Annotated in this window: 21 protein-coding genes; 15 read left to right on the forward strand and 6 right to left on the reverse strand. The window is 51.9% G+C overall.

What is annotated here, in order from left to right; translation table 11 throughout:
* From DFR42_RS26145 to rpsL, 4 genes are all read right to left on the reverse strand, one after another.
* A partial coding sequence (locus tag DFR42_RS26145; RefSeq protein WP_005434227.1) for a GTP-binding protein occupies positions 1-92 on the reverse strand: 92 nt, incomplete at its 3' end.
* A gap of 78 nt (positions 93-170) precedes the next feature.
* Positions 171-2,276: an elongation factor G gene (gene fusA / locus DFR42_RS26150; RefSeq protein ID WP_110258017.1), complete on the reverse strand. Its 2,106-nt coding sequence runs from the start codon at positions 2,274-2,276 to the stop codon at positions 171-173.
* A 128-nt stretch (positions 2,277-2,404) separates the two neighbouring features.
* Positions 2,405-2,875: a 30S ribosomal protein S7 gene (rpsG, locus tag DFR42_RS26155; protein WP_110258018.1), complete on the reverse strand. Its 471-nt coding sequence runs from the start codon at positions 2,873-2,875 to the stop codon at positions 2,405-2,407.
* 145 nt (positions 2,876-3,020) lie between these two features.
* Entirely contained in the window at positions 3,021-3,404 is a 384-nt protein-coding gene (gene rpsL, locus DFR42_RS26160; protein WP_110258019.1) for a 30S ribosomal protein S12, read from the reverse strand.
* A 520-nt stretch (positions 3,405-3,924) separates the two neighbouring features.
* On the opposite strand from rpsL, the gene DFR42_RS26165 reads away from it, so the two are divergent.
* From DFR42_RS26165 to DFR42_RS26210, 10 genes are all read left to right on the forward strand, one after another.
* Positions 3,925-5,835, forward strand: coding sequence for a phosphoethanolamine transferase (locus tag DFR42_RS26165; RefSeq protein ID WP_110258020.1), 1,911 nt, complete (start codon positions 3,925-3,927; stop codon positions 5,833-5,835).
* An 85-nt stretch (positions 5,836-5,920) separates the two neighbouring features.
* Complete coding sequence (locus DFR42_RS26170; protein WP_110258021.1) at positions 5,921-7,045, forward strand: MlaE family ABC transporter permease; 1,125 nt, start codon at positions 5,921-5,923, stop codon at positions 7,043-7,045.
* Entirely contained in the window at positions 7,045-7,836 is a 792-nt protein-coding gene (locus DFR42_RS26175; protein ID WP_110258022.1) for an ABC transporter ATP-binding protein, read from the forward strand. Before DFR42_RS26170 ends, DFR42_RS26175 begins: the two co-directional genes overlap by 1 nt.
* A gap of 3 nt (positions 7,837-7,839) precedes the next feature.
* Positions 7,840-8,781, forward strand: a complete 942-nt coding sequence (locus tag DFR42_RS26180) for an MlaD family protein (protein ID WP_110258023.1) — start codon at positions 7,840-7,842, stop codon at positions 8,779-8,781.
* A gap of 70 nt (positions 8,782-8,851) precedes the next feature.
* Complete coding sequence (locus tag DFR42_RS26185) at positions 8,852-9,436, forward strand: ABC-type transport auxiliary lipoprotein family protein (protein ID WP_170133698.1); 585 nt, start codon at positions 8,852-8,854, stop codon at positions 9,434-9,436.
* A gap of 59 nt (positions 9,437-9,495) precedes the next feature.
* A complete protein-coding gene (locus tag DFR42_RS26190; protein WP_110258025.1) occupies positions 9,496-10,689 on the forward strand; it encodes a VanZ family protein in 1,194 nt (397 codons plus the stop codon).
* A 76-nt stretch (positions 10,690-10,765) separates the two neighbouring features.
* Entirely contained in the window at positions 10,766-11,083 is a 318-nt protein-coding gene (locus DFR42_RS26195; RefSeq protein ID WP_110258026.1) for a (2Fe-2S) ferredoxin domain-containing protein, read from the forward strand.
* Between the two features lie 5 nt (positions 11,084-11,088).
* A complete protein-coding gene (locus DFR42_RS26200; protein ID WP_110258027.1) occupies positions 11,089-11,727 on the forward strand; it encodes an alpha/beta hydrolase in 639 nt (212 codons plus the stop codon).
* A gap of 149 nt (positions 11,728-11,876) precedes the next feature.
* The gene (locus tag DFR42_RS26205; protein WP_110258081.1) at positions 11,877-13,025 is read left to right on the forward strand and encodes a D-alanyl-D-alanine carboxypeptidase family protein; all 1,149 of its coding nucleotides are present in this window, start codon (positions 11,877-11,879) and stop codon (positions 13,023-13,025) included.
* Positions 13,026-13,164: 139 nt separating this feature from the next.
* Entirely contained in the window at positions 13,165-14,013 is an 849-nt protein-coding gene (locus tag DFR42_RS26210) for a D-amino acid aminotransferase (protein WP_110258028.1), read from the forward strand.
* 154 nt (positions 14,014-14,167) lie between these two features.
* On the opposite strand, the gene DFR42_RS26215 is transcribed toward DFR42_RS26210, so the two are convergent.
* Entirely contained in the window at positions 14,168-14,833 is a 666-nt protein-coding gene (locus DFR42_RS26215; protein ID WP_110258029.1) for an NADPH-dependent F420 reductase, read from the reverse strand.
* 105 nt (positions 14,834-14,938) lie between these two features.
* On the opposite strand from DFR42_RS26215, the gene DFR42_RS26220 reads away from it, so the two are divergent.
* Together DFR42_RS26220 and DFR42_RS26225 are read left to right on the forward strand one after the other, a co-directional pair.
* Positions 14,939-15,898, forward strand: coding sequence for a LysR family transcriptional regulator (locus DFR42_RS26220; RefSeq protein ID WP_110258030.1), 960 nt, complete (start codon positions 14,939-14,941; stop codon positions 15,896-15,898).
* A 97-nt stretch (positions 15,899-15,995) separates the two neighbouring features.
* Positions 15,996-16,277 carry an HP0495 family protein gene (locus DFR42_RS26225; RefSeq protein WP_110258031.1) on the forward strand — a complete coding sequence of 94 codons (282 nt, stop codon included), beginning with the start codon at positions 15,996-15,998 and terminating at the stop codon, positions 16,275-16,277.
* A gap of 107 nt (positions 16,278-16,384) precedes the next feature.
* On the opposite strand, the gene gcvA is transcribed toward DFR42_RS26225, so the two are convergent.
* Complete coding sequence (gene gcvA, locus DFR42_RS26230; RefSeq protein ID WP_110258032.1) at positions 16,385-17,320, reverse strand: transcriptional regulator GcvA; 936 nt, start codon at positions 17,318-17,320, stop codon at positions 16,385-16,387.
* 171 nt (positions 17,321-17,491) lie between these two features.
* On the opposite strand from gcvA, the gene DFR42_RS26235 reads away from it, so the two are divergent.
* From DFR42_RS26235 to DFR42_RS26245, 3 genes are all read left to right on the forward strand, one after another.
* A complete protein-coding gene (locus DFR42_RS26235; RefSeq protein WP_170133699.1) occupies positions 17,492-17,809 on the forward strand; it encodes a DUF2917 domain-containing protein in 318 nt (105 codons plus the stop codon).
* Positions 17,806-18,390, forward strand: coding sequence for a cysteine hydrolase family protein (locus tag DFR42_RS26240; protein ID WP_245937097.1), 585 nt, complete (start codon positions 17,806-17,808; stop codon positions 18,388-18,390). The genes DFR42_RS26235 and DFR42_RS26240 overlap by 4 nt, the downstream gene beginning before the upstream one ends.
* Before the next feature lie 76 nt (positions 18,391-18,466).
* Positions 18,467-19,366 (forward strand): PhzF family phenazine biosynthesis protein, encoded by a 900-nt coding sequence (locus tag DFR42_RS26245; RefSeq protein ID WP_211324431.1) that lies wholly within the window; start codon positions 18,467-18,469, stop codon positions 19,364-19,366.
* The last annotated feature ends 161 nt before the right edge of the window (positions 19,367-19,527 follow it).

Below are 19,527 nucleotides of genomic sequence, written 5' to 3' on the forward strand. Positions count from 1 at the left end.
GCTGCTGTCAGTGTGGTTTTGCCGTGATCAACGTGGCCAATTGTACCGACGTTTACGTGCGGCTTGGTGCGCTCGAACTTACCTTTTGCCATTTTATTCTTCCTTCAAAAAGAACGATTTATCAACAATAGAAAACCTACCCCGGCATGGGGCAGGCCTTTGATTCTTTATTACTTAGCCTTGGATGTGACGATAGCGTCAATCACGTTCTTAGGTGCTTCAGAGTAGTGCTTGAATTCCATGGAATACGTTGCACGACCTTGTGTAGCAGAACGCAGGGATGTGGAGTAACCAAACATCTCAGACAAAGGCACTTCAGCTTTGATGATCTTGCCACCGCCGCCAGCGATTTCATCCATACCTTGAACCATACCGCGACGTGAAGACAGATCACCCATGACTGTACCAGCGTAGTCTTCAGGTGTTTCTACTTCAACAGCCATCATTGGTTCCAGGATAACTGGGCTTGCTTTACGGCAGCCATCTTTGAACGCCATCGAACCCGCCATACGGAAGGCGTTTTCGTTGGAGTCAACGTCATGGTAGGAACCGAAGAACAATGTGACTTTAACGTCAACAACTGGGTAGCCAGCCAACACACCGGAAGTCAGTGTTTCGCGAACACCTTTTTCAACTGCAGGGATGTATTCGCGTGGAACTGTACCGCCTTTGATCGCGTCAACGAATTCAAAGCCTTTACCTGGTTCTTGCGGTTCGATCTTCAGAACAACGTGACCGTACTGACCACGACCACCGGATTGCTTAACGAATTTACCTTCGATTTCTTCGCAAGTTTTGCGGATAGTTTCGCGGTAAGCAACTTGTGGTTTACCCACTGTCGCTTCAACGTTGAATTCACGCTTCATACGGTCAACGATAATATCCAGATGCAACTCGCCCATACCGGCGATAATTGTCTGACCAGATTCTTCGTCAGTACGTACGCGGAAAGATGGATCTTCAGCGGCCAGACGGTTCAATGCCAGACCCATTTTTTCCTGGTCAGCTTTGGTTTTTGGTTCTACAGCCTGAGAAATAACTGGCTCTGGGAATATCATGCGTTCCAGAACAACGATAGCTTTTTCGTCACACAGCGTATCACCAGTCGTTGTGTCTTTCAGACCAACCACAGCAGCGATATCACCCGCCATCATTTCTTTGATTTCTTCACGTTGGTTCGCGTGCATTTGAACCAGACGGCCGATACGTTCTTTTTTCTCTTTAACAGAGTTGTAAACGCTGTCGCCAGAATTCAAAGTACCGGAGTAGCAACGGATAAAGCACAATTGACCAACGAATGGATCAGTTGCGATTTTGAATGCCAGAGCAGAGAATTTCTCTGTATCTTCAGCTTTACGGACAACTGGCTCGTCATCTTCGTTCACACCAGGAACTGGTGGGATGTCCAATGGGGATGGCAGGTATTCAACAACCGCATCCAACATCGCCTGAACGCCTTTGTTCTTAAATGCAGTACCGCACATCATAGGAACGATTTCAGAAGCGATAGTACGTTGACGCAAAGCAGATTTGATTTCGGCTTCAGTCAAATCACCTTCTTCAAGGTATTTGTTCATCAGCTCTTCACTGGCTTCAGCAGCTGCTTCAACCATGTTTTCACGCCACTTTTGTGCGTCAGCCAACAGGTTTTCAGGGATATCACGGTATTCAAATTTCATACCTTGAGATGCTGCATCCCAAATGATCGCTTTCATCTTGACCAAATCGATAACGCCTTCGAACAGGTCTTCAGCACCGATAGGTACTTGCAGAGGAACTGGGTTGGCTTTCAGACGTGCACGCATTTGATCGTACACTTTGAAGAAGTTCGCGCCAGTACGGTCCATCTTGTTGACGAATGCCAGACGTGGGACTTTGTACTTGTTAGCCTGACGCCATACGGTTTCAGACTGAGGCTGAACGCCACCTACTGCACAGTAAACCATGCAGGCGCCATCCAGAACACGCATGGAACGCTCAACTTCAATAGTGAAGTCAACGTGGCCTGGTGTATCGATGATATTGATGTGATGTTCTGGGAAGTTGTTCGCCATGCCCTTCCAGAAACATGTCGTCGCAGCAGAAGTAATGGTAATACCACGTTCCTGCTCTTGCTCCATCCAGTCCATGGTAGCCGCGCCATCATGCACTTCACCAATTTTGTGGTTTACACCTGTGTAAAACAGTACGCGTTCTGTCGTTGTTGTTTTACCGGCATCAATGTGAGCAGAAATACCGATATTGCGGTAGCGCTCAATGGGGGTCTTACGGGCCATAGCTAATCCTAAATCTTTTAATGGACAAAACCGAGCGCATTTTTTTACAAAAATCGCGCCCGGCCTGATTCAAAATACTTGCCAGAGCCATTGCATTAAAAACATACAACAGCTCCTTACTCTTACTCTTAGAAGCGGAAGTGAGAGAAGGCCTTGTTGGCTTCAGCCATACGATGGACTTCATCACGTTTCTTCATTGCGCCGCCGCGGCCTTCTGCGGCTTCCATCAACTCACCACCCAAACGTTGTGGCATGGATTTTTCGCTACGCTTGTTAGCGGCTTCACGCAACCAACGCATAGACAAAGCCAGACGACGAACCGGACGCACTTCTACAGGCACCTGGTAGTTCGCGCCACCAACACGGCGGGACTTAACCTCAACCAGTGGTTTGGCGTTGCTGATTGCCAGCGCAAACACTTCCAAAGGATCTTTACCAGATTTTTGTTGGATGTGATCGAATGCGCCGTAGATGATGCCTTCAGCAACAGATTTCTTGCCGGACAACATCAAAACGTTTACAAATTTTGCTACTTCTACATTACCGAATTTTGGATCCGGCAGTACGTCCCGTTTCGGGACCTCACGACGACGTGGCATTTCAATTCCTTTCAATCTTCAGTTGAGCACAAAGCAACATTTTGCTTCACGCTCGCGACAGGCCATCATAACCGGTCACTTACTCGGCTCATTTCCAAACCGACACTGATCCGCAATAGCTTACGGAGATTAAATTACGAGATAATTACTTCTTAACTGCCTTAGCACGCTTAGCACCATATTTGGAGCGAGCTTGCTTACGGTCTTTAACGCCTTGAGTATCCAAAGCACCGCGAACCATATGGTAACGAACACCTGGCAAATCCTTTACACGACCACCGCGCAGCAATACCACGCTATGTTCTTGCAAGTTATGGCCTTCACCGCCAATGTACGAAATAACTTCGAAACCATTAGTCAGGCGAACTTTGGCAACTTTACGCAAAGCCGAGTTAGGCTTTTTTGGAGTTGTCGTATAAACGCGGGTGCAAACGCCACGTTTTTGCGGGCTGTTTTCCAGCGCCGGCGATTTGCTTTTCACACGTGCAGAAACACGTGGTTGGCGAATCAGTTGATTGATGGTTGGCATCGTTTTTAATCCAACAAAATACAACGTTAAACACAAACCCGGAAACGGTTGCCCGGGAACTTAAAATCATTTTTCGGCCTGAATCCTCAGACCAACCCGACTCAGCCACCTGCTTTTGCCTGCTTTTTAAGCATTGTCTACCTGATAAAACCGGGCAAAACAAGAATAGCAAATGCAAACCCAAAATCGAGAACTCGCAATTTTATGTCGCTTCGCACAAGCGTGTCAACGCTTTTTATTTCTACAATTCAAGCGCTTAGCGTATTTCGCGACGGAATGGACGGCCTTTCAGAGTAGAGAATTTCGGGGAAAAATCAAGGTTTACCCATGGCCGCCAGCGAATACATAGGCGGCTAAAAAGCAAAATATGCTTAAATCCCAAATTAGGTCCGCCCGGGCGAGGTAAATCATTTACTATTTACGCCCTTAAACGCCAGCTCGCTGCAAGCCCGGGACATCCTTGACGGAGCCAGACTTTGCACAGCTCAGCCACCAACCAAGTTGCAAGTAAGCAAACACAATGCCAGTCCAGTTTCGTCCAGCCTCACTGTATCTCTCTATTTATCTGTTCAGCAGTTACCTGCTGATTTCCGCTTTGCCATTTTTCCCGCTGCTGCAAGGGCAGACTGTGGAAAAGCCCTGGCATTTGCTGGTAATGGAGCTGGTGTCCTGGCTGGGTTTCTGGGCCTTGCTGCAAAGACCACGCTGGTTTCATTATTTGCTATTGCCGGCATTCTTCGCTGTGCCCATAGAAATCTACCTGCGCTTGTATTTTGGACAAGGTATTTCTACCCACCATCTTGGCATCATGGTGGAGACCAGTCCCAAGGAGGCGATGGAATTCCTGGGCAATAAAGTCTGGCTATTATTATTACTGGTGGTAGCGGTGACTGCCTGGTGGTGGAGTCTGTTGCGCATCGCCCGCAGTCATACCCATTTTCACTGGACGCATCGTTCACGCTGGCTGGTGCTGTCGCTGTTCGCCATGGGAGTGGCAACCTGGACGTACGGAGAACACATTGGTGTTGCCAAGGCAGCAGCTTCGGCCAGTAGCAGTGCGGCCTCAGGCTCAAGTTCAGCAGAGGAAGATGAAGAGGAGGAAGCCAGCGCTTCCGCAGAGGCAAGTTCTGCCAGTGCTAGTGCATCAGCAACATCAGCAGATACCCTGAGTCGCTGGCGCAGCAGCCTGAAAAAACATTTGCCGCCACTGCCGCACTGGGCCAGGATTCCTTACGACGAAGAGACTTATATACGTACCTGGCCATTTGGTCTGGTCTTGCGTGCCAATGATTTCTGGATAGAACGCGATTACCTGGCCAAGCTGTCAGAGAAAAGCCGTGCTTTCCGCTTCCAGGCGCATCTGGATGGCAATCCTGAAACGCCGCAAACCATCATCATGGTGATAGGCGAATCTTCGCGCTTTGACCGCTGGAGTCTGAATGGCTATGAGCGCGAGACCAATCCCCTGCTGAAGAAAGAAAGCAATCTGGTCAGTTTCAGTGATGTGGTGACTGCCGTGTCTGCCACGCGTTTGTCGGTACCCATCATCGTCTCGCGCAAACCGGCGGCACAAAGCCTGAAGGCCGGATTTTCTGAAAAGTCATTTCTGACCGCCTTCAAGGAAGCAGGCTTCAAGACTTACTGGCTGTCGAATCAAATGAGCTTTGGTCAGTTTGACACGCCAACCTCGGTGTTCGCCAAGGAAGCTGATGTCACCCAGTTTTTAAATCTGGGTGGCTTTACCAATAACTCCAATCTTGACCAGGTCTTGCTGGAGCCTATGGCAAATGCCATGCGCGATGCAGCACCGAAAAAACTGATCGTCCTGCATACCCTGGGCAATCACTGGAATTACAGCCACCGTCATCCACAATCATTTGATCACTGGAAGCCATCGCTGTATGGCGTCGTCAACCCCGCCTATACTGACCTGAAGAACAAGCAGGCATTGAACAATAGCTATGACAATTCCATTTTGTATACAGACTGGATGCTGTCAGAAGTCATACAAAAACTGAAAACCAGTTCGCAAATCACGTCCTTATTCTATATATCTGACCATGGCCAGACTTTATATGACGGCACTTGCAACCTGGCTTTCCATGGCCACAATACCCAGTATGAATTCCATGTTCCGGCTTTCATGTGGTATTCCGATGCCTATCAGGAACACTTTCCGGACAAGATAGTGCAACTGCGTCTGCACCAGAAAGCCAGACTGTCGACAGAAAACGTCTTCCATAGCTTGCTGGACATGGCCAATATTCGCTATCCCGATGAAAAACTGGAGTGGAGCATACTCAGCAAACAACTCAAAACCCATACCCGCTACGTCGATAGTTATGGCTGGACCAATTATGACAATGCCACCCTGAAAGGGGATTGCCGCGAAGTCATGGATAAAAAAACACCATTAGTACAAGAAAAATAGGCGTCAGGTATCAGATTCTTATACCCGGTGAATGCAAGGATGCTTGATTGCAGTAAAAGCACTTTCTCACTTACACTTGCGGAATATGCCTCAAGAGATCGCGCCCACCCTGCAGTTCAGCCATCAGCCACAGCCCAGCGTTATCGTCGCTGGCTCCTGGCTGGTGCATGCCTTATCCCCGCAAGCCACCATGCACGACATCAGTGCCCAGCTAAACCAGGCTGCGACACGACCTGAGTTGCACTGGGATTTAAGCCAGGTGACTACCCTGGACCATATAGGTGCACAAATGCTGTGGCGCGCCTGGGGCAGGCAAAGACCAAAATATGTCAGCATACAGCCCGCCCATGAAGGCCTGTTTGCGCGCCTGGAAGCAGTCAGCAAGATCCTTGTGCCAGGCCCGCCCAAACCACGGCTGACGCGTACCATGCAACTGGGCGCAAAGATGCTGGGTTTAATCCAGCATCTGTATAGCTTTACTGCCCTGCTCGGCCAGTTGATGCTGGATTTATTCCGCTTTGTGCGCCATCCCATGAAAGCGCCGTGGAAAGAATTGTCAGCCAATGTCTATCACACTGGCGCCCAGGCACTGGGTATCACTGCCCTGGTCGGTATCCTGATCGGTGTTGTGCTGTCTTATTTGTCGGCCCAGCAATTGCGCACCTTTGGTGGTGATCTCTATATAGTTAACATCCTGGGCATGAGTATCATCCGCGAACTTGGCCCCATGCTGGCTGCCATTCTGGTTGCCGGGCGTTCTGGTTCTGCCATCACGGCACAACTAGGCGTCATGCGGGTGACGGAAGAACTTGATGCCATGCGCGTCATGGGCATACCACATGGTTTCCGCCTGATCATGCCCAAGGTGCTGGCACTGGCGATTGCCATGCCCCTGCTGGTGATCTGGACAGATATCATGGCCCTGGCAGGCGGCATGATTTCGGCACAGGCTTTGCTGGGTATGTCACCAGAGTTTTTTATCTATAAATTACCAGAAGCCGTACCCCTCATTAATTTCTGGATAGGTCTGTCCAAGGGTGTGACCTTTGGCATACTGATCGCCCTGATTGCCTGTCATTATGGCTTGCGCATAGAACCAAATACCGAAAGCCTGGGGCGTGGCACCACCAGTTCTGTGGTCGTGGCGATTACTGTGGTGATTATTGCCGATGCCATTTATGCCATCGTTTTCAGCAAGGCAGGTTACTGATGGCGGGCGAAAACATCATAGAAATCCGCGATCTGCGCACCCAGTTTGGTCGTGCCGTAGTGCATGATCAACTGGAGCTGGATGTCAAACGCGGCGAGATCTTGTCCATCGTCGGTGGTTCAGGCTCAGGCAAGACGGTGCTGATGCGGCAAATGCTGGGGCTGGAAACACCTGCCCGTGGCAGTATCAAGGTATTTGGTGAAGACTTGCATGACCCACAGGCGCGGCATCTGAATTATCTGCGCAAACGCTCTGGCATGCTGTTCCAGCATGGTGCCCTGTATTCTGCCCTGAGCGTGTTCGACAATGTGGCCCAGCCCATGCGTGAGCTGGGCACCCTGCCAGAAGACCTGATCAATGACCTGGTCTACCTGAAGCTGCACATGGTCGACATCGCTTTTGAACATGCGCGCAAGATGCCGGCAGATTTGTCAGGCGGTATGATCAAGCGTATCGCCCTGGCACGTGCGCTGGCACTTGACCCCGAATTATTATTTCTGGATGAGCCAACGGCAGGGCTGGACCCTGACCGTTCAGACAGTTTTGTTGAGTTGATACTATCTCTACACCAGCAATTGCGCCTGACCGTCATCATGGTGACGCATGATCTGGATAGTCTGTTTGCGCTGTCCAACCGGATTGCCGTGCTGGCAGAAAAGCATGTAGTCACCATAGGGACACCCAGGGAAGTCGTGGCTTACCAGCATCCATTCATACGCAGTTTCTTCCTTGGCGGGCGCGGACAGCGCGCGCTGGAGGCACTGCCACCACAAACGCATCAGGAAATATAAGTTATGGAAAACAGATCTCATGCGCTCATGGCCGGTTTCTTCACCATTGCCTTGCTGACACTGACCACTGTGCTGGCTATCTGGCTGGGACGGGACAAGATCAAGCGCGTCCCCTACGACGTCGTCACTTCGAACGCCGTCTCCGGCCTGAACTTGCAGGCCGCCGTGCGCTATAAAGGTATCAAGGTCGGCAATGTCACAGATATCGACTTTGATGAAAAAAACCCGGGGCAAATTATTTTGCGCCTGGAAATCGTGCCTGATGCACCAGTCACCAGCTCGACATTCGCCACACTGGGTTACCAGGGTGTTACTGGCATCGCTTTTGTGCAACTCGATGATACTGGCACTTCCAAGCAATTGCTGACAGCCAGCACTAACCCGGATGCCGTGCCACGCATCCCCATGCGCCCGGGCATGATGCAAAACCTGGAACAGCGCGGCCAGGCCATCCTGGTGCAAACTGAAGAACTGACGCGCCGCCTGAACAGCATGCTGGACCCGGCCAACCAAAAATCGCTGATGACTGCGGTAGAAAATTTTGGCCAGGCCTCTGCCGCCTGGAAAGCACTTCCTGCAAAATTTGAGCCTACTCTGGCGCGCCTGCCTGAACTTGCAGACCAGGCCAAGCTGACCATGGTAGAGGTACGCACGTTAACCGGCAATGTCAGCAAGCTCAGCAATAACGTGAATCAACTGGCGACCAGCCTGCAAGCTGATGATGGCCCGCTGGCAAGATTTAATTTGGTGCTGGACAATGTCAGCAACAGCCTGATACTCGATACCCTGCCCAAGGTACAAAGTGCTGCCGGCGAAGCCAAAGTCAGCCTGCGCTCTTTTGGTCGCTTGTCAGAATCACTCAAGGAAAGGCCGCAAAGCCTTTTGTTTGGTAACCCCGTCCCTGCACCTGGCCCGGGTGAGCCTGGCTTTGTCGCTCCCAAGTAAAGGAATACGCATGACTTATCCGACATTTTTTCAGCGCTTAAGAAACTTAAGCAACTTGAGAAGCACTGGCATGGCAGCATTTTTGCTGATGCTATTGTCAGCCTGCAGCAGCACACCCGTAGCGCAGCAACTCCAGCAATATGATTTTGGGCCACTGACCTCCAGTACACCGGCACAAGCAGGCCAGACCAAGTTGCAAATCAGTATCGCAGACATAGGTATCCCTCCCGCACTGGACAGCAATGCCATGCTATACCGCTTGCAATACGACAATGTGCAGCAGCTCAAGGCTTACACCCTGCATCGCTGGAGCATGCCACCAGCACAATTGCTGGCGCAAAGGCTGAAAGCCGGTTTGGTCGCGCAGGGGGCAGATGTGCTGGCAAATACCGACGGTGCGGCAAACCTGCCTGTCCTGCGTCTGGAAGTCGATGAGTTTTCGCAGATTTTCACATCCGCCAGCCAAAGCAATGCACAAATCAGCCTGCGTGCCTCTGTCATCAAGGGACACAAACTGGTCGCCCAAAGAAGTTTTCAGCAAAAAATAGCGGCAACGACAGCCGATGCACCCGGAGGTGCAAGAGCCATGCGTGAAGCTGCCGACGCCAGTATCATGGAAATACAAAGCTGGATCATGAGTTTGCCACTGAAGTAACACCGACTTATCTAGCCAAAATCAAGTCAAAAATTAAGCTGAAAAAACAAGCCGACCTCATGCAGCCAGAACAAGGCATAGAAACGCCCCAGGCCGAACCTGCTCCTGTGCCGTCACCCGGCCCGCAGGCCAGCCCGCCGCATGCGAGCTTGCGCAGCTCCCCCTTTGCCAGGGTGAGCCTGGTCGCCTATCTGTTTTTGATACTGTATGCAAGCTGGTTTCCGTTTACCGGCTGGCAAACCAATAGCTGGGCCACCTTGCCTGAAGTCATACGACAATGGCCACGCTACTGGGGTGGTTTTGATGCTGTCGTCAATGTGATTGGCTATATACCGTTTGGCATGCTGATCGTATTTTCTCTTTACCCATTGATACGGCGCTGGTGGGCTGTGCTGCTGGCGAGCCTGGGCGGCGCTGTGATTTCTGCCCTGGCTGAAATTGTGCAAAACCTGTTACCCAGCCGGGTAACTTCCTTACTGGATTTTTTGACCAATACCTCAGGTGCCGTAGTGGGTGCAATACTGGGAGCCTTGCTGACACCCCTGATACTGGAAAAAGGCCGCCTGCAATTATTGCGCAAACACTGGACACATAAAGAATCCAGCCGTGAAATCCTGGTACTGGGCCTGTGGGCGATGGCGCAAATATATCCGCAAGCCTACCTGTTTGGCCTGGGCCAGGTCTTGCCGGTGATTTCGCAAACCCTGAGCGAAATGATGGAGATGGATATCGATATCAGCAGCTTTTTGCTGCAAGGTTTCGAACTGAGCGCAGAGGAATATCTGCTATCAGAAACCATTATCACCGCCTGTAGTTGTACTGGCGCCCTGCTGATTTGCCTGAGTCTGTTGAACCGGCATGCCCCAAAAACCATCCTGTCGTTCTTGTTACTGGCGGCAGCACTCACTATCAAGGCCCTGGCCAGTGCCCTGCTGTTCAAGCCTGAATATGCTTTTACCTGGCTGACGCCGGGTGCACGCGGTGGCTTGCTGATCAGCTTCATCATGCTCTACGGCTTTTCTTTTGCTCCTTCCCATGTGCAAAGGCGACTGGCCCTGCTGATGCTGACGATTTCACTGGTAGTCATCAACCTGGTTACGGACAACCCCTATTTTGCCGCCACCATGCAAACCTGGGTACAGGGCAAGTTTTTGAACTTCAATGGCGCGGCACAATTCCTGTCCTTGTTCTGGCCTTTTCTGGCAATCTGGGCGCTATTACGCAAGCCACGCCCGGTGGTAAAAGTCCCCTGACTTCACAATTGCAGTATCATAGCGGGCAACAAGCGCCGCCACCCGGTGGCGGTATCAACCGCAGGCTGGATATCTTATGTCTGAAGCACTCTATTTTCAAAAACACGTCTTTTTTTGCCTGAACCAGCGCGAAGACGGTCGCCCTTGCTGTGCTGACCGTGGTGCGCAAGCCGCCCAGGAACACGCCAAACGCCGCATCAAACAACTGGATATGAATGGCCAGGGCAAAATCCGTATCAATAAAGCTGGTTGCCTCGACCGTTGCGAAGATGGCCCGGTCATGGTGGTCTATCCGCAAGGCACCTGGTACACCTTTGTCGATCAATCCGATATTGATGAAATCATTGATGTCGACCTGATAGGCGGCGGTGTCGTCGAACGTCTGAAAGTCTGATCATCATGAATGCGCAGACTGAACATTTTTCCCTACAGGGTCCGGCTGGCAATTTGCAATGCGCGCTGGACTTGCCTGATCCTGAAACCCATGCCGCCCCCATAGGACTTGCCCTGGTCGCCCATCCGCATCCGCTGTTTGGTGGCACCATGGACAACAAGGTGGCACAAACCCTGGCACGTACTTTCACTGGCCTGGGTTATGCCGCAGTACGCATGAACTTCCGCGGCGTAGGTGAATCAGCTGGTGTGCACGATACAGGTATGGGCGAAACCGACGACATGGAAGTCTTATTGACTGCCATGCGTGCACGCTTCCCCGGTTTGCCGCTGGCACTGGCCGGCTTTTCCTTTGGCACCTTTGTCCAGGCCCGCCTGCAACAGCGCCTGCAAGAAAATGGCACGCCAGCAGAACGCCTGGCCCTGGTCGGTGCAGCTGCCGGTAAATGGGATATGCCAGCTATACCGGCCAATACCATCCTGGTCCACGGTGAACTGGACGAAACCATTCCCTTGAGCGCCGTGCTGGACTGGCTGCGCCCGCAAGACATACCCGTCACCGTCATCCCGGGTGCAGACCATTTCTTCCACCGTCGTCTGCATCTCATCAAACAACATATCACCAGCATGTGGGATAAAGCCTGATGCTGTTGCGGGCAGATGCATGCAGGCAATATGCAGAGCATGCTTCTGCTGCATGCCCGATGGCGCACACAAGTGCGTACACGGGTATCCATGCAATTACCGACCCCATTATTTGTTTTTTTGTCACCCTTTGTTTTATTAGCTCATCAATGAAAAAATTCCTTGCCTCCATTGCCGTCTCGCTGCTGACCATGACAGCCGCCGTCGCGCAAACCCTGCCTGCACCTACGATTGCATCCAAAGCCTGGCTCTTGCTGGACGCTACCAGTAACCAGGTGATCGCCGCCAAAGAACCCACCATGAGTGTAGAGCCAGCATCGCTGACCAAGATCATGACGGCCTACCTGGTGTTTTCCGCCCTTAAGGACAAGAAACTCAACCTGGAACAAAGCATCAATGTCTCTGTTCGTGCCTGGAAAGTTGATGGCACCAGTTCCAAGATGTATATCGAGCCTAACAAGCCAGTCACCATTAATGAGTTGCTGTATGGCCTGATCGTACAATCCGGCAATGATGCTGCGATTGCCCTGGCAGAAGCCGTGGCTGGCAGTGAAGAAGCATTTGTCGTGCAGATGAACCGCGAAGCCGAGCGCATGGGTTTGAAATCCACACGCTTTGCCAATCCGCATGGTTTGCCCAGCAAGGATAATTATTCGACAGCCCAGGACTTATCCAATCTGGCAGCGCGCCTGATCATTGATCATCCTGATTTTTACAAAACATATTATTCAACCAAGAACTTCACCTATAACAAGATTTCCCAGCCTAACCGCAACCGCCTGTTGTGGCTGGACCCTAGTGTCGATGGCATGAAAACCGGCCATACCACTGCTGGTGGCTATAGCCTGGTCTCTTCTGCGAATCGCCCGAATGGCACAGGCACACGCCGTCTGATCTCGGTTGTCATTGGTACAGAAAGCGACCAGGTGCGTGCGCAGGAAAGTCTGAAATTGCTGAACTGGGGCTATCTCAACTTTGACACCCTGAAGCTGTACGACAAGGGCCAGTCCATCGCCACACCAGAGGTCTGGAAAGGTACGCAGGCCCAGGTCAAGATAGGCTTTGACCGCGAACTGTATGTAACCTTGCCCAAAGGCGCGGCCGCCAATCTGAAACCGGCACTGGAACGCAAAGACCCTCTGGTAGCCCCGATTGCCTTGAACAGCAAGGTTGGCACCATGAAGATGATGCTTGATGGCAAAGTCGTCGCCGAAGTCCCGGTGATTGCGCTGGAACAGGTAGACCAGGCCAGCATGTTTGGCCGCGCCTGGGATTCCATACGTTTGATGTTCAAATAAATCGTCGGACACATCCAGTTGATGCGCGCTGTTAAAATCGCGCATCACTTCTGGCTATGCTTGTATGCTTTATTTGCATAAACATGGCCATGATTCTGTGTGAGAATAAGTTTTCTTACTCACCACTTGCGCAGACATCATGAATGATCCCCTGGTATACCTGAATGGCGAAATGACGCCGCTGTCCGAAGCCAAAATCCCGGTGCTGGACCGCGGCTTTATTTTTGGCGATGGCATCTATGAAGTCATCCCTGTCTATCAACGCAAAATGTTCCGCGCTGACCAGCATCTGGCGCGCCTGTTCCGCAGTCTGGCCGCCATAGGTATTACAAATCCGCATAGCAAGGAAGCCTGGCTGGAACTGATCGCCAAAGTCATGGCGGCCCATGATTCAGACGACCAGATGGTGTATCTGCAAGTCACCCGCGGTGTTGCCAAACGCGCTCACGCCTTCCCCAAGGACGAGGTCACACCTACCGTTTTCATCATGACCAACCCCATTGTCCTGCCAACAAGCGCAGCACGTGAAAATGGCGTTGCCTGCGTTTCGATGGAAGACAAGCGCTGGCTGCGTTGCGAGATCAAATCCATCTCCTTGCTCGGCAATGTGCTGGCAGCCCAGCATGCTGCTGAAGCAGGCGTGGTCGAAAGCATACAATTCCGCGATGGCTATCTGACCGAAGCATCGGCCTCGAATGTCTGGATAGTCAAGGATGGCGTGCTCATGGGCCCACCGAAAGACAACCTGATACTTGAAGGTATACGCTATGGTCTGATAGAAGAATTGTGTGCAGCCAACAAGATCAAGCTTGAGGCCCGCCGCATTACCCGCGAAGAAGTCTTTGCGGCAGATGAAGTCATGCTTTCATCCGCCACCAAAGAAGTACTGGCGGTGGTGAAGCTGGATGACACGGTGATAGGCGATGGCAAACCCGGCACGGTTTATCATCAGTTGTATGCGGCTTATCAAGCGGCCAAAGCGGCTTAGTAATTCCGAATATGTATTCTCCTCGTAGGAGCGGCTTTAGCCGCGAATGCCGGACACCACCGGCAATGGTTGGCACGGCCTGCTGTTCGCGACTGAAGTCGCTCCTACGAAAATTGCCACTCATTACGGTGCATTACATCAGGTCTTAACTTGTCTACTTCGCCTGCCCCAACAAACTAAACCCATGCGTCCAATGCTGACGCTGGAATGCATAACTGATCCACAACATCGCCAGCGGCTCAATCAAACGTGCTGCCGTGATGTCACCCATGTCGATCGCGCCACGCCAGCCAAAGTCGCGCAGGATGGCTGTCACTTCCTGCTTTGCTGCCGCATCATTCCCGGCAATGAACATATCCGGCTGCCCATCTGAGAATTTTGGCTGCACCATGTGCGTAAAGACGATGGTATTGAAAGCCTTGACCACTCGCGCCTGCGGCAACAGTCTTTGCACCAGTTCACCGGCAGAATCACTGAAACCTACCGCCAGTTTTGGTGAACCTGCAGCAAAGTCCAGTAGTGGATTAACGGCATCAATGACGGTTTTACCAGCAAAGTTGTCAGGGCCAGCCAGTGTCAGGCTTTCAGATAAACCATTCCATGGCAGAGCCAGGAAAACCAGGTCGGCAGCCTTGGCCGCATCGGCATAACTGCTGGCCTTTGCTGTTGGCACTGCGTTCAGTGCGTCCCGACTTTTATCGCTGTCAGGATTGCGGGTACCAAAGATCACTTGATAACCGAGGCTGGCAAAACCCTTGGCGACGGCAACGCCGACGATGCCATTACCCAGAACTGTGACTGTCTTTGTAGCTGTTTGCATTTTTCACTCCCATGTATGTGTGTTGATGGAAGTGATTGTGATCTCATTGATTAATGCTGATAAGCCAGCTATTCTTATTTTCACTCACAACTTCAGGTTACGAATATGAAGCTCGATGCCTCTCAACGTATTCCCGCCATGCTGTCTTTCATACAGGCGGCAGATCGTGGCAGCTTTGCGGCTGCGGCCAGGGCGCTGCATATCTCGGCAGCAGCGGTCAGCAAGAATGTGGCTGGACTGGAGCAAACCCTGGGCGTGCGTCTCATGAACCGTAGCACACGCTCTCTGCAATTGACCAGCGAGGGCCAGACATTTCTGGAAAACGCGCGTGCAGCGATAGATGCCCTCGACCATGCAGTAGAAAGCGTCAGCCGCCAGCATGCAGAAGTGGAGGGCCAGGTCAGGATCTCGACAGGTAATGCCTTCGGTCAGCATTACCTGCTACCTTTGTTGCCCAAATTGCGGCAGCGCCACCCTGGCTTGCGGCTGGCGATAGACTTTGATGACCATCGCATAGACATGGTGCGTGATGGTTATGACCTGGCTTTGCGCGGCGGCATGATAGAAGATTCCAGCATCATCTCGCGTGCAGTCTGCCCTTTGCACACCATACTGGCGGCTGCGCCCTCTTACCTGGAACAGCACGGCGTGCCGCAACAGATCAGTGACCTGGACCATCACAAGCAAATCGCCGTGCGTTTTTTGAATGGCAAAATGACGACCTGGAACCTCAAGCTCAGGCAGGGCGAGATAAACCGCCCCTACCCGCGTGAGCCCGACCTGACAGTATCAGCGCCAGAATCTGCGGTACAGGCAGCCGTCATGGGCCTGGGCATTGCCCAGGTGGCAGTTCATCATTCATGGCGTTATTTGCGCGACAACAAGCTCAAGATCGTGCTGGGCACTTTTCATGAAGCAGGTAATAGGCAGATGGTATTGCAATATCCACATCGCGCCCTGATTGCGCCACGCGTCAAGGCGACGGTGGATTTCTTGCTGGAAGAGCTGGCACAGACCGAGTCTTTGCATGTGCCTTTGGCATCTCTTGCCGCCTTTCATGCCTGAAGCAAAAACCGGGGCTCGAGCAGCGAGCGATGCTATTGGAATTTAATCCCAAGACCCCATATACTGACATTAAGTTATTTTGAGATTTGGAAACATTATGGAAATGAGACCCATCCCCCCCGAAGAAAGTCTGATTGAATATCCTAGTGAGTTTCCCATCAAGGTCATGGGACCTATGCATGATGATTTCACCCAGACCATGGTGGAAGTCGTGACTTCATTTGACCCGACCTTTCATGCAGGCAAGGTAGAGATGCGCCCATCCAGCAAAGGTGCCTACATCTCGGTAACGGTGACGGTATTGGCCACCAGCCGCGAGCAACTGGATAATCTGTACCGTGCGCTGTCTTCTCACCCTATGGTGAAATTCGTGCTGTAAATCATACTCCTTAATACTTCTTAAATTGTAGGAGCGGCTTTAGTCGCGAACAGTCTGCCGTGCAGGTCATTGCCGGCTATATTGGATATTCGCGGCTGAAGCCGCTCCTACAAAGGATGGAGGTCGGTACTTGGTGACTCGGCCATGTTCATTTGCTTTCTCTCTTCAGCAACTTCTGCCAGCAACCATTCCCTGAAAGCCTTGACCTGTGGTTTGGCCAGCGCCTCTGGCGGATAGACCAGGTAGTAGGCAACTTCACACGGAATATCGACATTGAACAGACGCTGCAGCAAGCCTGCCTTGATATCCGGCTGCACAATTATATGCCTGCCCAGTGCTATACCCTGGCCATCTACCGCGGCACGGGCCAGCATCGATGAATCCTGGAATACCAGGCCACCAGTAGGCTCTTCATTATTCAGACCTGCTGCGCGAAACCACGGCTCCCAGGGTTCACCATCACAGCGCAATAACTGCATACTGGCCAGTTCGGCTGGTGTTTGTGGCAACCGCCCGCCATGATAATGCGGGCTGGCAACAGGGTAATAATAATCTCCCATCAATAATTCGCTGACCATGCCGGGGTAATTGCCCAGGCCAAAGCGTATGCCCACGTCTATCGATTCCATATTGTAATCAGCGAGATGATTACTCGACTGCAGGCTGACTTCCAGGTCAGGATGATGCTCAATAAAACGCCCCAATCGCGGCGACAACCAGCGTGCTGCAAATGAAGGCAGTGAGGTAATGCCCAGGCGCTTTTGCTTATTGCGTTTCTTGAGCAAATCAGCAGCATCCCCCAGGTCCATCAGTGCTTTTCGGATGGTCGCAGCAAACTGCTCACCATCAGGTGTGATGCTGATGCGTTTGCCATGGCGGATGAACAAGGGTACACCCAGCTCTTCTTCCAATGCCCTGACCTGATGGCTGATGGCCCCATGGGTCAGGTGGATTTCTTGCGCCGCCCTGGAAAAATTCTGATGGCGCGCCGCCGCTTCAAAGGCACGCAGGGCAGCTAAATTGGGGAGTCTTCGGAAATCCATATAATCCAGGCTGATTGTGAATTATTTTAGCAAGGCATTCAAAAATTACTCGTTTTATTTTCTCGTGATGCAAGACTACAATGCTTTCATCGCAGTGCAACAAAGTGAATATCACTCTCTGATCAGCAGAATGCATTGCCACTTTAGCAGTAAAATATCAGGAGCATGGAAATGACAAATAATTTCGCAAACCCATCATACATGATCGCCGCCGGTGGCACATTGTCTGGCACAGCTGAACACGCCCGCAAAATTGAAGTAGCATGCGGCCGCGTCTGGTTGACTATCGCTGGCCAGGTTGATGATTACTGGCTCAGTACTGGCGAATCCATGGTCATACCTGCCGATCAATTCGTGGTTATCGAAGCTGAAAATCAGGCCAGCCTCGTTGAATTGTCTGCAGTATCCAGTGTCATCAATGTTAAAACCATGGCTGGCACCAGCTATCTGCAAAAACTGACACGCAAATTAAGCCAGGCATTCGCTTGAATACTAAAAGCAGCACCGGGGCGAATATGGCACAGACTGCACTGATCTTGATTGACGTACAACAAGGCTTTGATCATCCCAAGTGGGGACAGCGCAATAATCCGGCAGCCGAGCAATATATGGCTACATTGTTGCAACACTGGCGTGAGCAAGAGTTGCCTGTGATCCATGTACGTCATCAGTCACAAGAGCCAGATTCACCTCTGCGTGCCGGGCAAGAAGGCTATGAATTCAAGCCACTGGCACGCCCGCTGGCAGGTGAAACCATCTTCACCAAGAAAGTGAATAGCGGCTTCATCGGTACTGAGCTCGAAGCATGGTTGCAAGCCAAGGGCATCAAACAGCTTGTTATTGCTGGTCTGACCACAGACCACTGCGTATCCACCACCACCCGCATGGCGGGTAACCTCGGCTTTAGCGTTGAACTTGTGGCCGATGCCTGCGCCACCTTTGACCGCCCTGGTGTCAATGGTGAACTGATACCAGCAGAAGAAATCCACCGCGTCCATCTCGCCAGCCTGCACAATGAATTTTGCATCGTCAGGAATACTGCTGACGTCATTGCTGCGCATACCAAATAAGTGCTCTAGAAATCTGGCTGGCATATCCATGACTTAGCCACCTATAATGTCCATTCCAATAAATTCAGGAATGGACATGGTAAAGCCGATAGAAGTACATATCGTTCACGCATTTACCCAGGAAAATGAAGGTGGTAACCCGGCTGGAGTAGTATTAAATGCCGATAGCTACACGACAGAACAAAAGCTACAGATCGCCCGCGCCGTAGGCTTGTCAGAAACTGCCTTTGTCTCAAACTCGGACTGCGCCACCTACAAGCTGGAATTTTTCACCCCAAACCGCCAGATTGCCCATTGTGGTCATGCCACTGTCGCCACGTTTTCACTTTTGCGTGAACTGGGCAAGGTAAGCGAAGGCCTGTGCAGCAAGCAAACCATAGACGGCAACCGCGACATCCTCATCAAGGGTGAGCTGGCCTTCATGCAACAAAGCACGCCGCGCTACCAAAGCATTTCTGCTGACGACAGTGATGGCTTTGCCAACCTGTATGAGCGCATCTTGCAAAGCATGGGCCTGACCGAACATGACCTGCTGCGTGACCGCCTGCCCAGCATCATCAATACCGGCAATGCCTTCCTCGCCATCCCCATCATAGGCCGCGAATGCCTGGCCAATATCCAGCCCGACCATGAAGAAATTGGCAACATCAGCGAAGAGCTTGACCTGGTTGGCTTCTACCCCTTTACGCTTGACGTACAAGACAACAGCCACGCCGCCAGCACCCGCATGTTCGCCCCACGCTATGGCATAGGCGAAGAAGCCGCCACCGGCACTGCCGCCGGCCCTCTGGCCTGCCTGCTCTACACCCAGTACAACATCCCCGGCCCCACTTTCCAGATAGAACAAGGCGTACTCATGGAACCCGCCTCTCCCAGCCTGATCAAGGTGGAACTGGAGATACACAAGGGGCAGATACCGAGTCTCATGGTAGGAGGGCGTGCCAGAGTGGCAAAAACCATGGCGGTTAGGATTTGATTGACGAAATGGTCGTCACTCGTAGGTTGGGCTACGCTTCACCAGCCCAACACTCGGCATATCAATGACGTATTCGCTTATTAAAGGCCCAGTGTTGGGCTGATACCCCGCAGCCTAGCGAGGCCCGGCCCAACCTACAATCCCCGCCAACACCATAAACT

The organism is Undibacterium pigrum (genome assembly GCF_003201815.1).
Classification (GTDB): Bacteria; Pseudomonadota; Gammaproteobacteria; order Burkholderiales; family Burkholderiaceae_D; genus Undibacterium; species Undibacterium pigrum.

Bases quoted from the DNA above. Each gene is read 5' to 3' on its own strand.
- fusA (WP_110258017.1), bottom strand. From the start codon at position 2,276: ATGGCCCGTAAGACCCCCATTGAGCGCTACCGCAATATCGGTATTTCT.
- rpsG (WP_110258018.1), bottom strand. From the start codon at position 2,875: ATGCCACGTCGTCGTGAGGTCCCGAAACGGGACGTACTGCCGGATCCA.
- rpsL (WP_110258019.1), bottom strand. From the start codon at position 3,404: ATGCCAACCATCAATCAACTGATTCGCCAACCACGTGTTTCTGCACGT.
- DFR42_RS26165 (WP_110258020.1), top strand. From the start codon at position 3,925: ATGCCAGTCCAGTTTCGTCCAGCCTCACTGTATCTCTCTATTTATCTG.
- DFR42_RS26170 (WP_110258021.1), top strand. From the start codon at position 5,921: ATGCCTCAAGAGATCGCGCCCACCCTGCAGTTCAGCCATCAGCCACAG.
- DFR42_RS26175 (WP_110258022.1), top strand. From the start codon at position 7,045: ATGGCGGGCGAAAACATCATAGAAATCCGCGATCTGCGCACCCAGTTT.
- DFR42_RS26180 (WP_110258023.1), top strand. From the start codon at position 7,840: ATGGAAAACAGATCTCATGCGCTCATGGCCGGTTTCTTCACCATTGCC.
- DFR42_RS26185 (WP_170133698.1), top strand. From the start codon at position 8,852: ATGGCAGCATTTTTGCTGATGCTATTGTCAGCCTGCAGCAGCACACCC.
- DFR42_RS26190 (WP_110258025.1), top strand. From the start codon at position 9,496: ATGCAGCCAGAACAAGGCATAGAAACGCCCCAGGCCGAACCTGCTCCT.
- DFR42_RS26195 (WP_110258026.1), top strand. From the start codon at position 10,766: ATGTCTGAAGCACTCTATTTTCAAAAACACGTCTTTTTTTGCCTGAAC.
- DFR42_RS26200 (WP_110258027.1), top strand. From the start codon at position 11,089: ATGAATGCGCAGACTGAACATTTTTCCCTACAGGGTCCGGCTGGCAAT.
- DFR42_RS26205 (WP_110258081.1), top strand. From the start codon at position 11,877: ATGAAAAAATTCCTTGCCTCCATTGCCGTCTCGCTGCTGACCATGACA.
- DFR42_RS26210 (WP_110258028.1), top strand. From the start codon at position 13,165: ATGAATGATCCCCTGGTATACCTGAATGGCGAAATGACGCCGCTGTCC.
- DFR42_RS26215 (WP_110258029.1), bottom strand. From the start codon at position 14,833: ATGCAAACAGCTACAAAGACAGTCACAGTTCTGGGTAATGGCATCGTC.
- DFR42_RS26220 (WP_110258030.1), top strand. From the start codon at position 14,939: ATGAAGCTCGATGCCTCTCAACGTATTCCCGCCATGCTGTCTTTCATA.
- DFR42_RS26225 (WP_110258031.1), top strand. From the start codon at position 15,996: ATGGAAATGAGACCCATCCCCCCCGAAGAAAGTCTGATTGAATATCCT.
- gcvA (WP_110258032.1), bottom strand. From the start codon at position 17,320: ATGGATTTCCGAAGACTCCCCAATTTAGCTGCCCTGCGTGCCTTTGAA.
- DFR42_RS26235 (WP_170133699.1), top strand. From the start codon at position 17,492: ATGACAAATAATTTCGCAAACCCATCATACATGATCGCCGCCGGTGGC.
- DFR42_RS26245 (WP_211324431.1), top strand. From the start codon at position 18,467: ATGGTAAAGCCGATAGAAGTACATATCGTTCACGCATTTACCCAGGAA.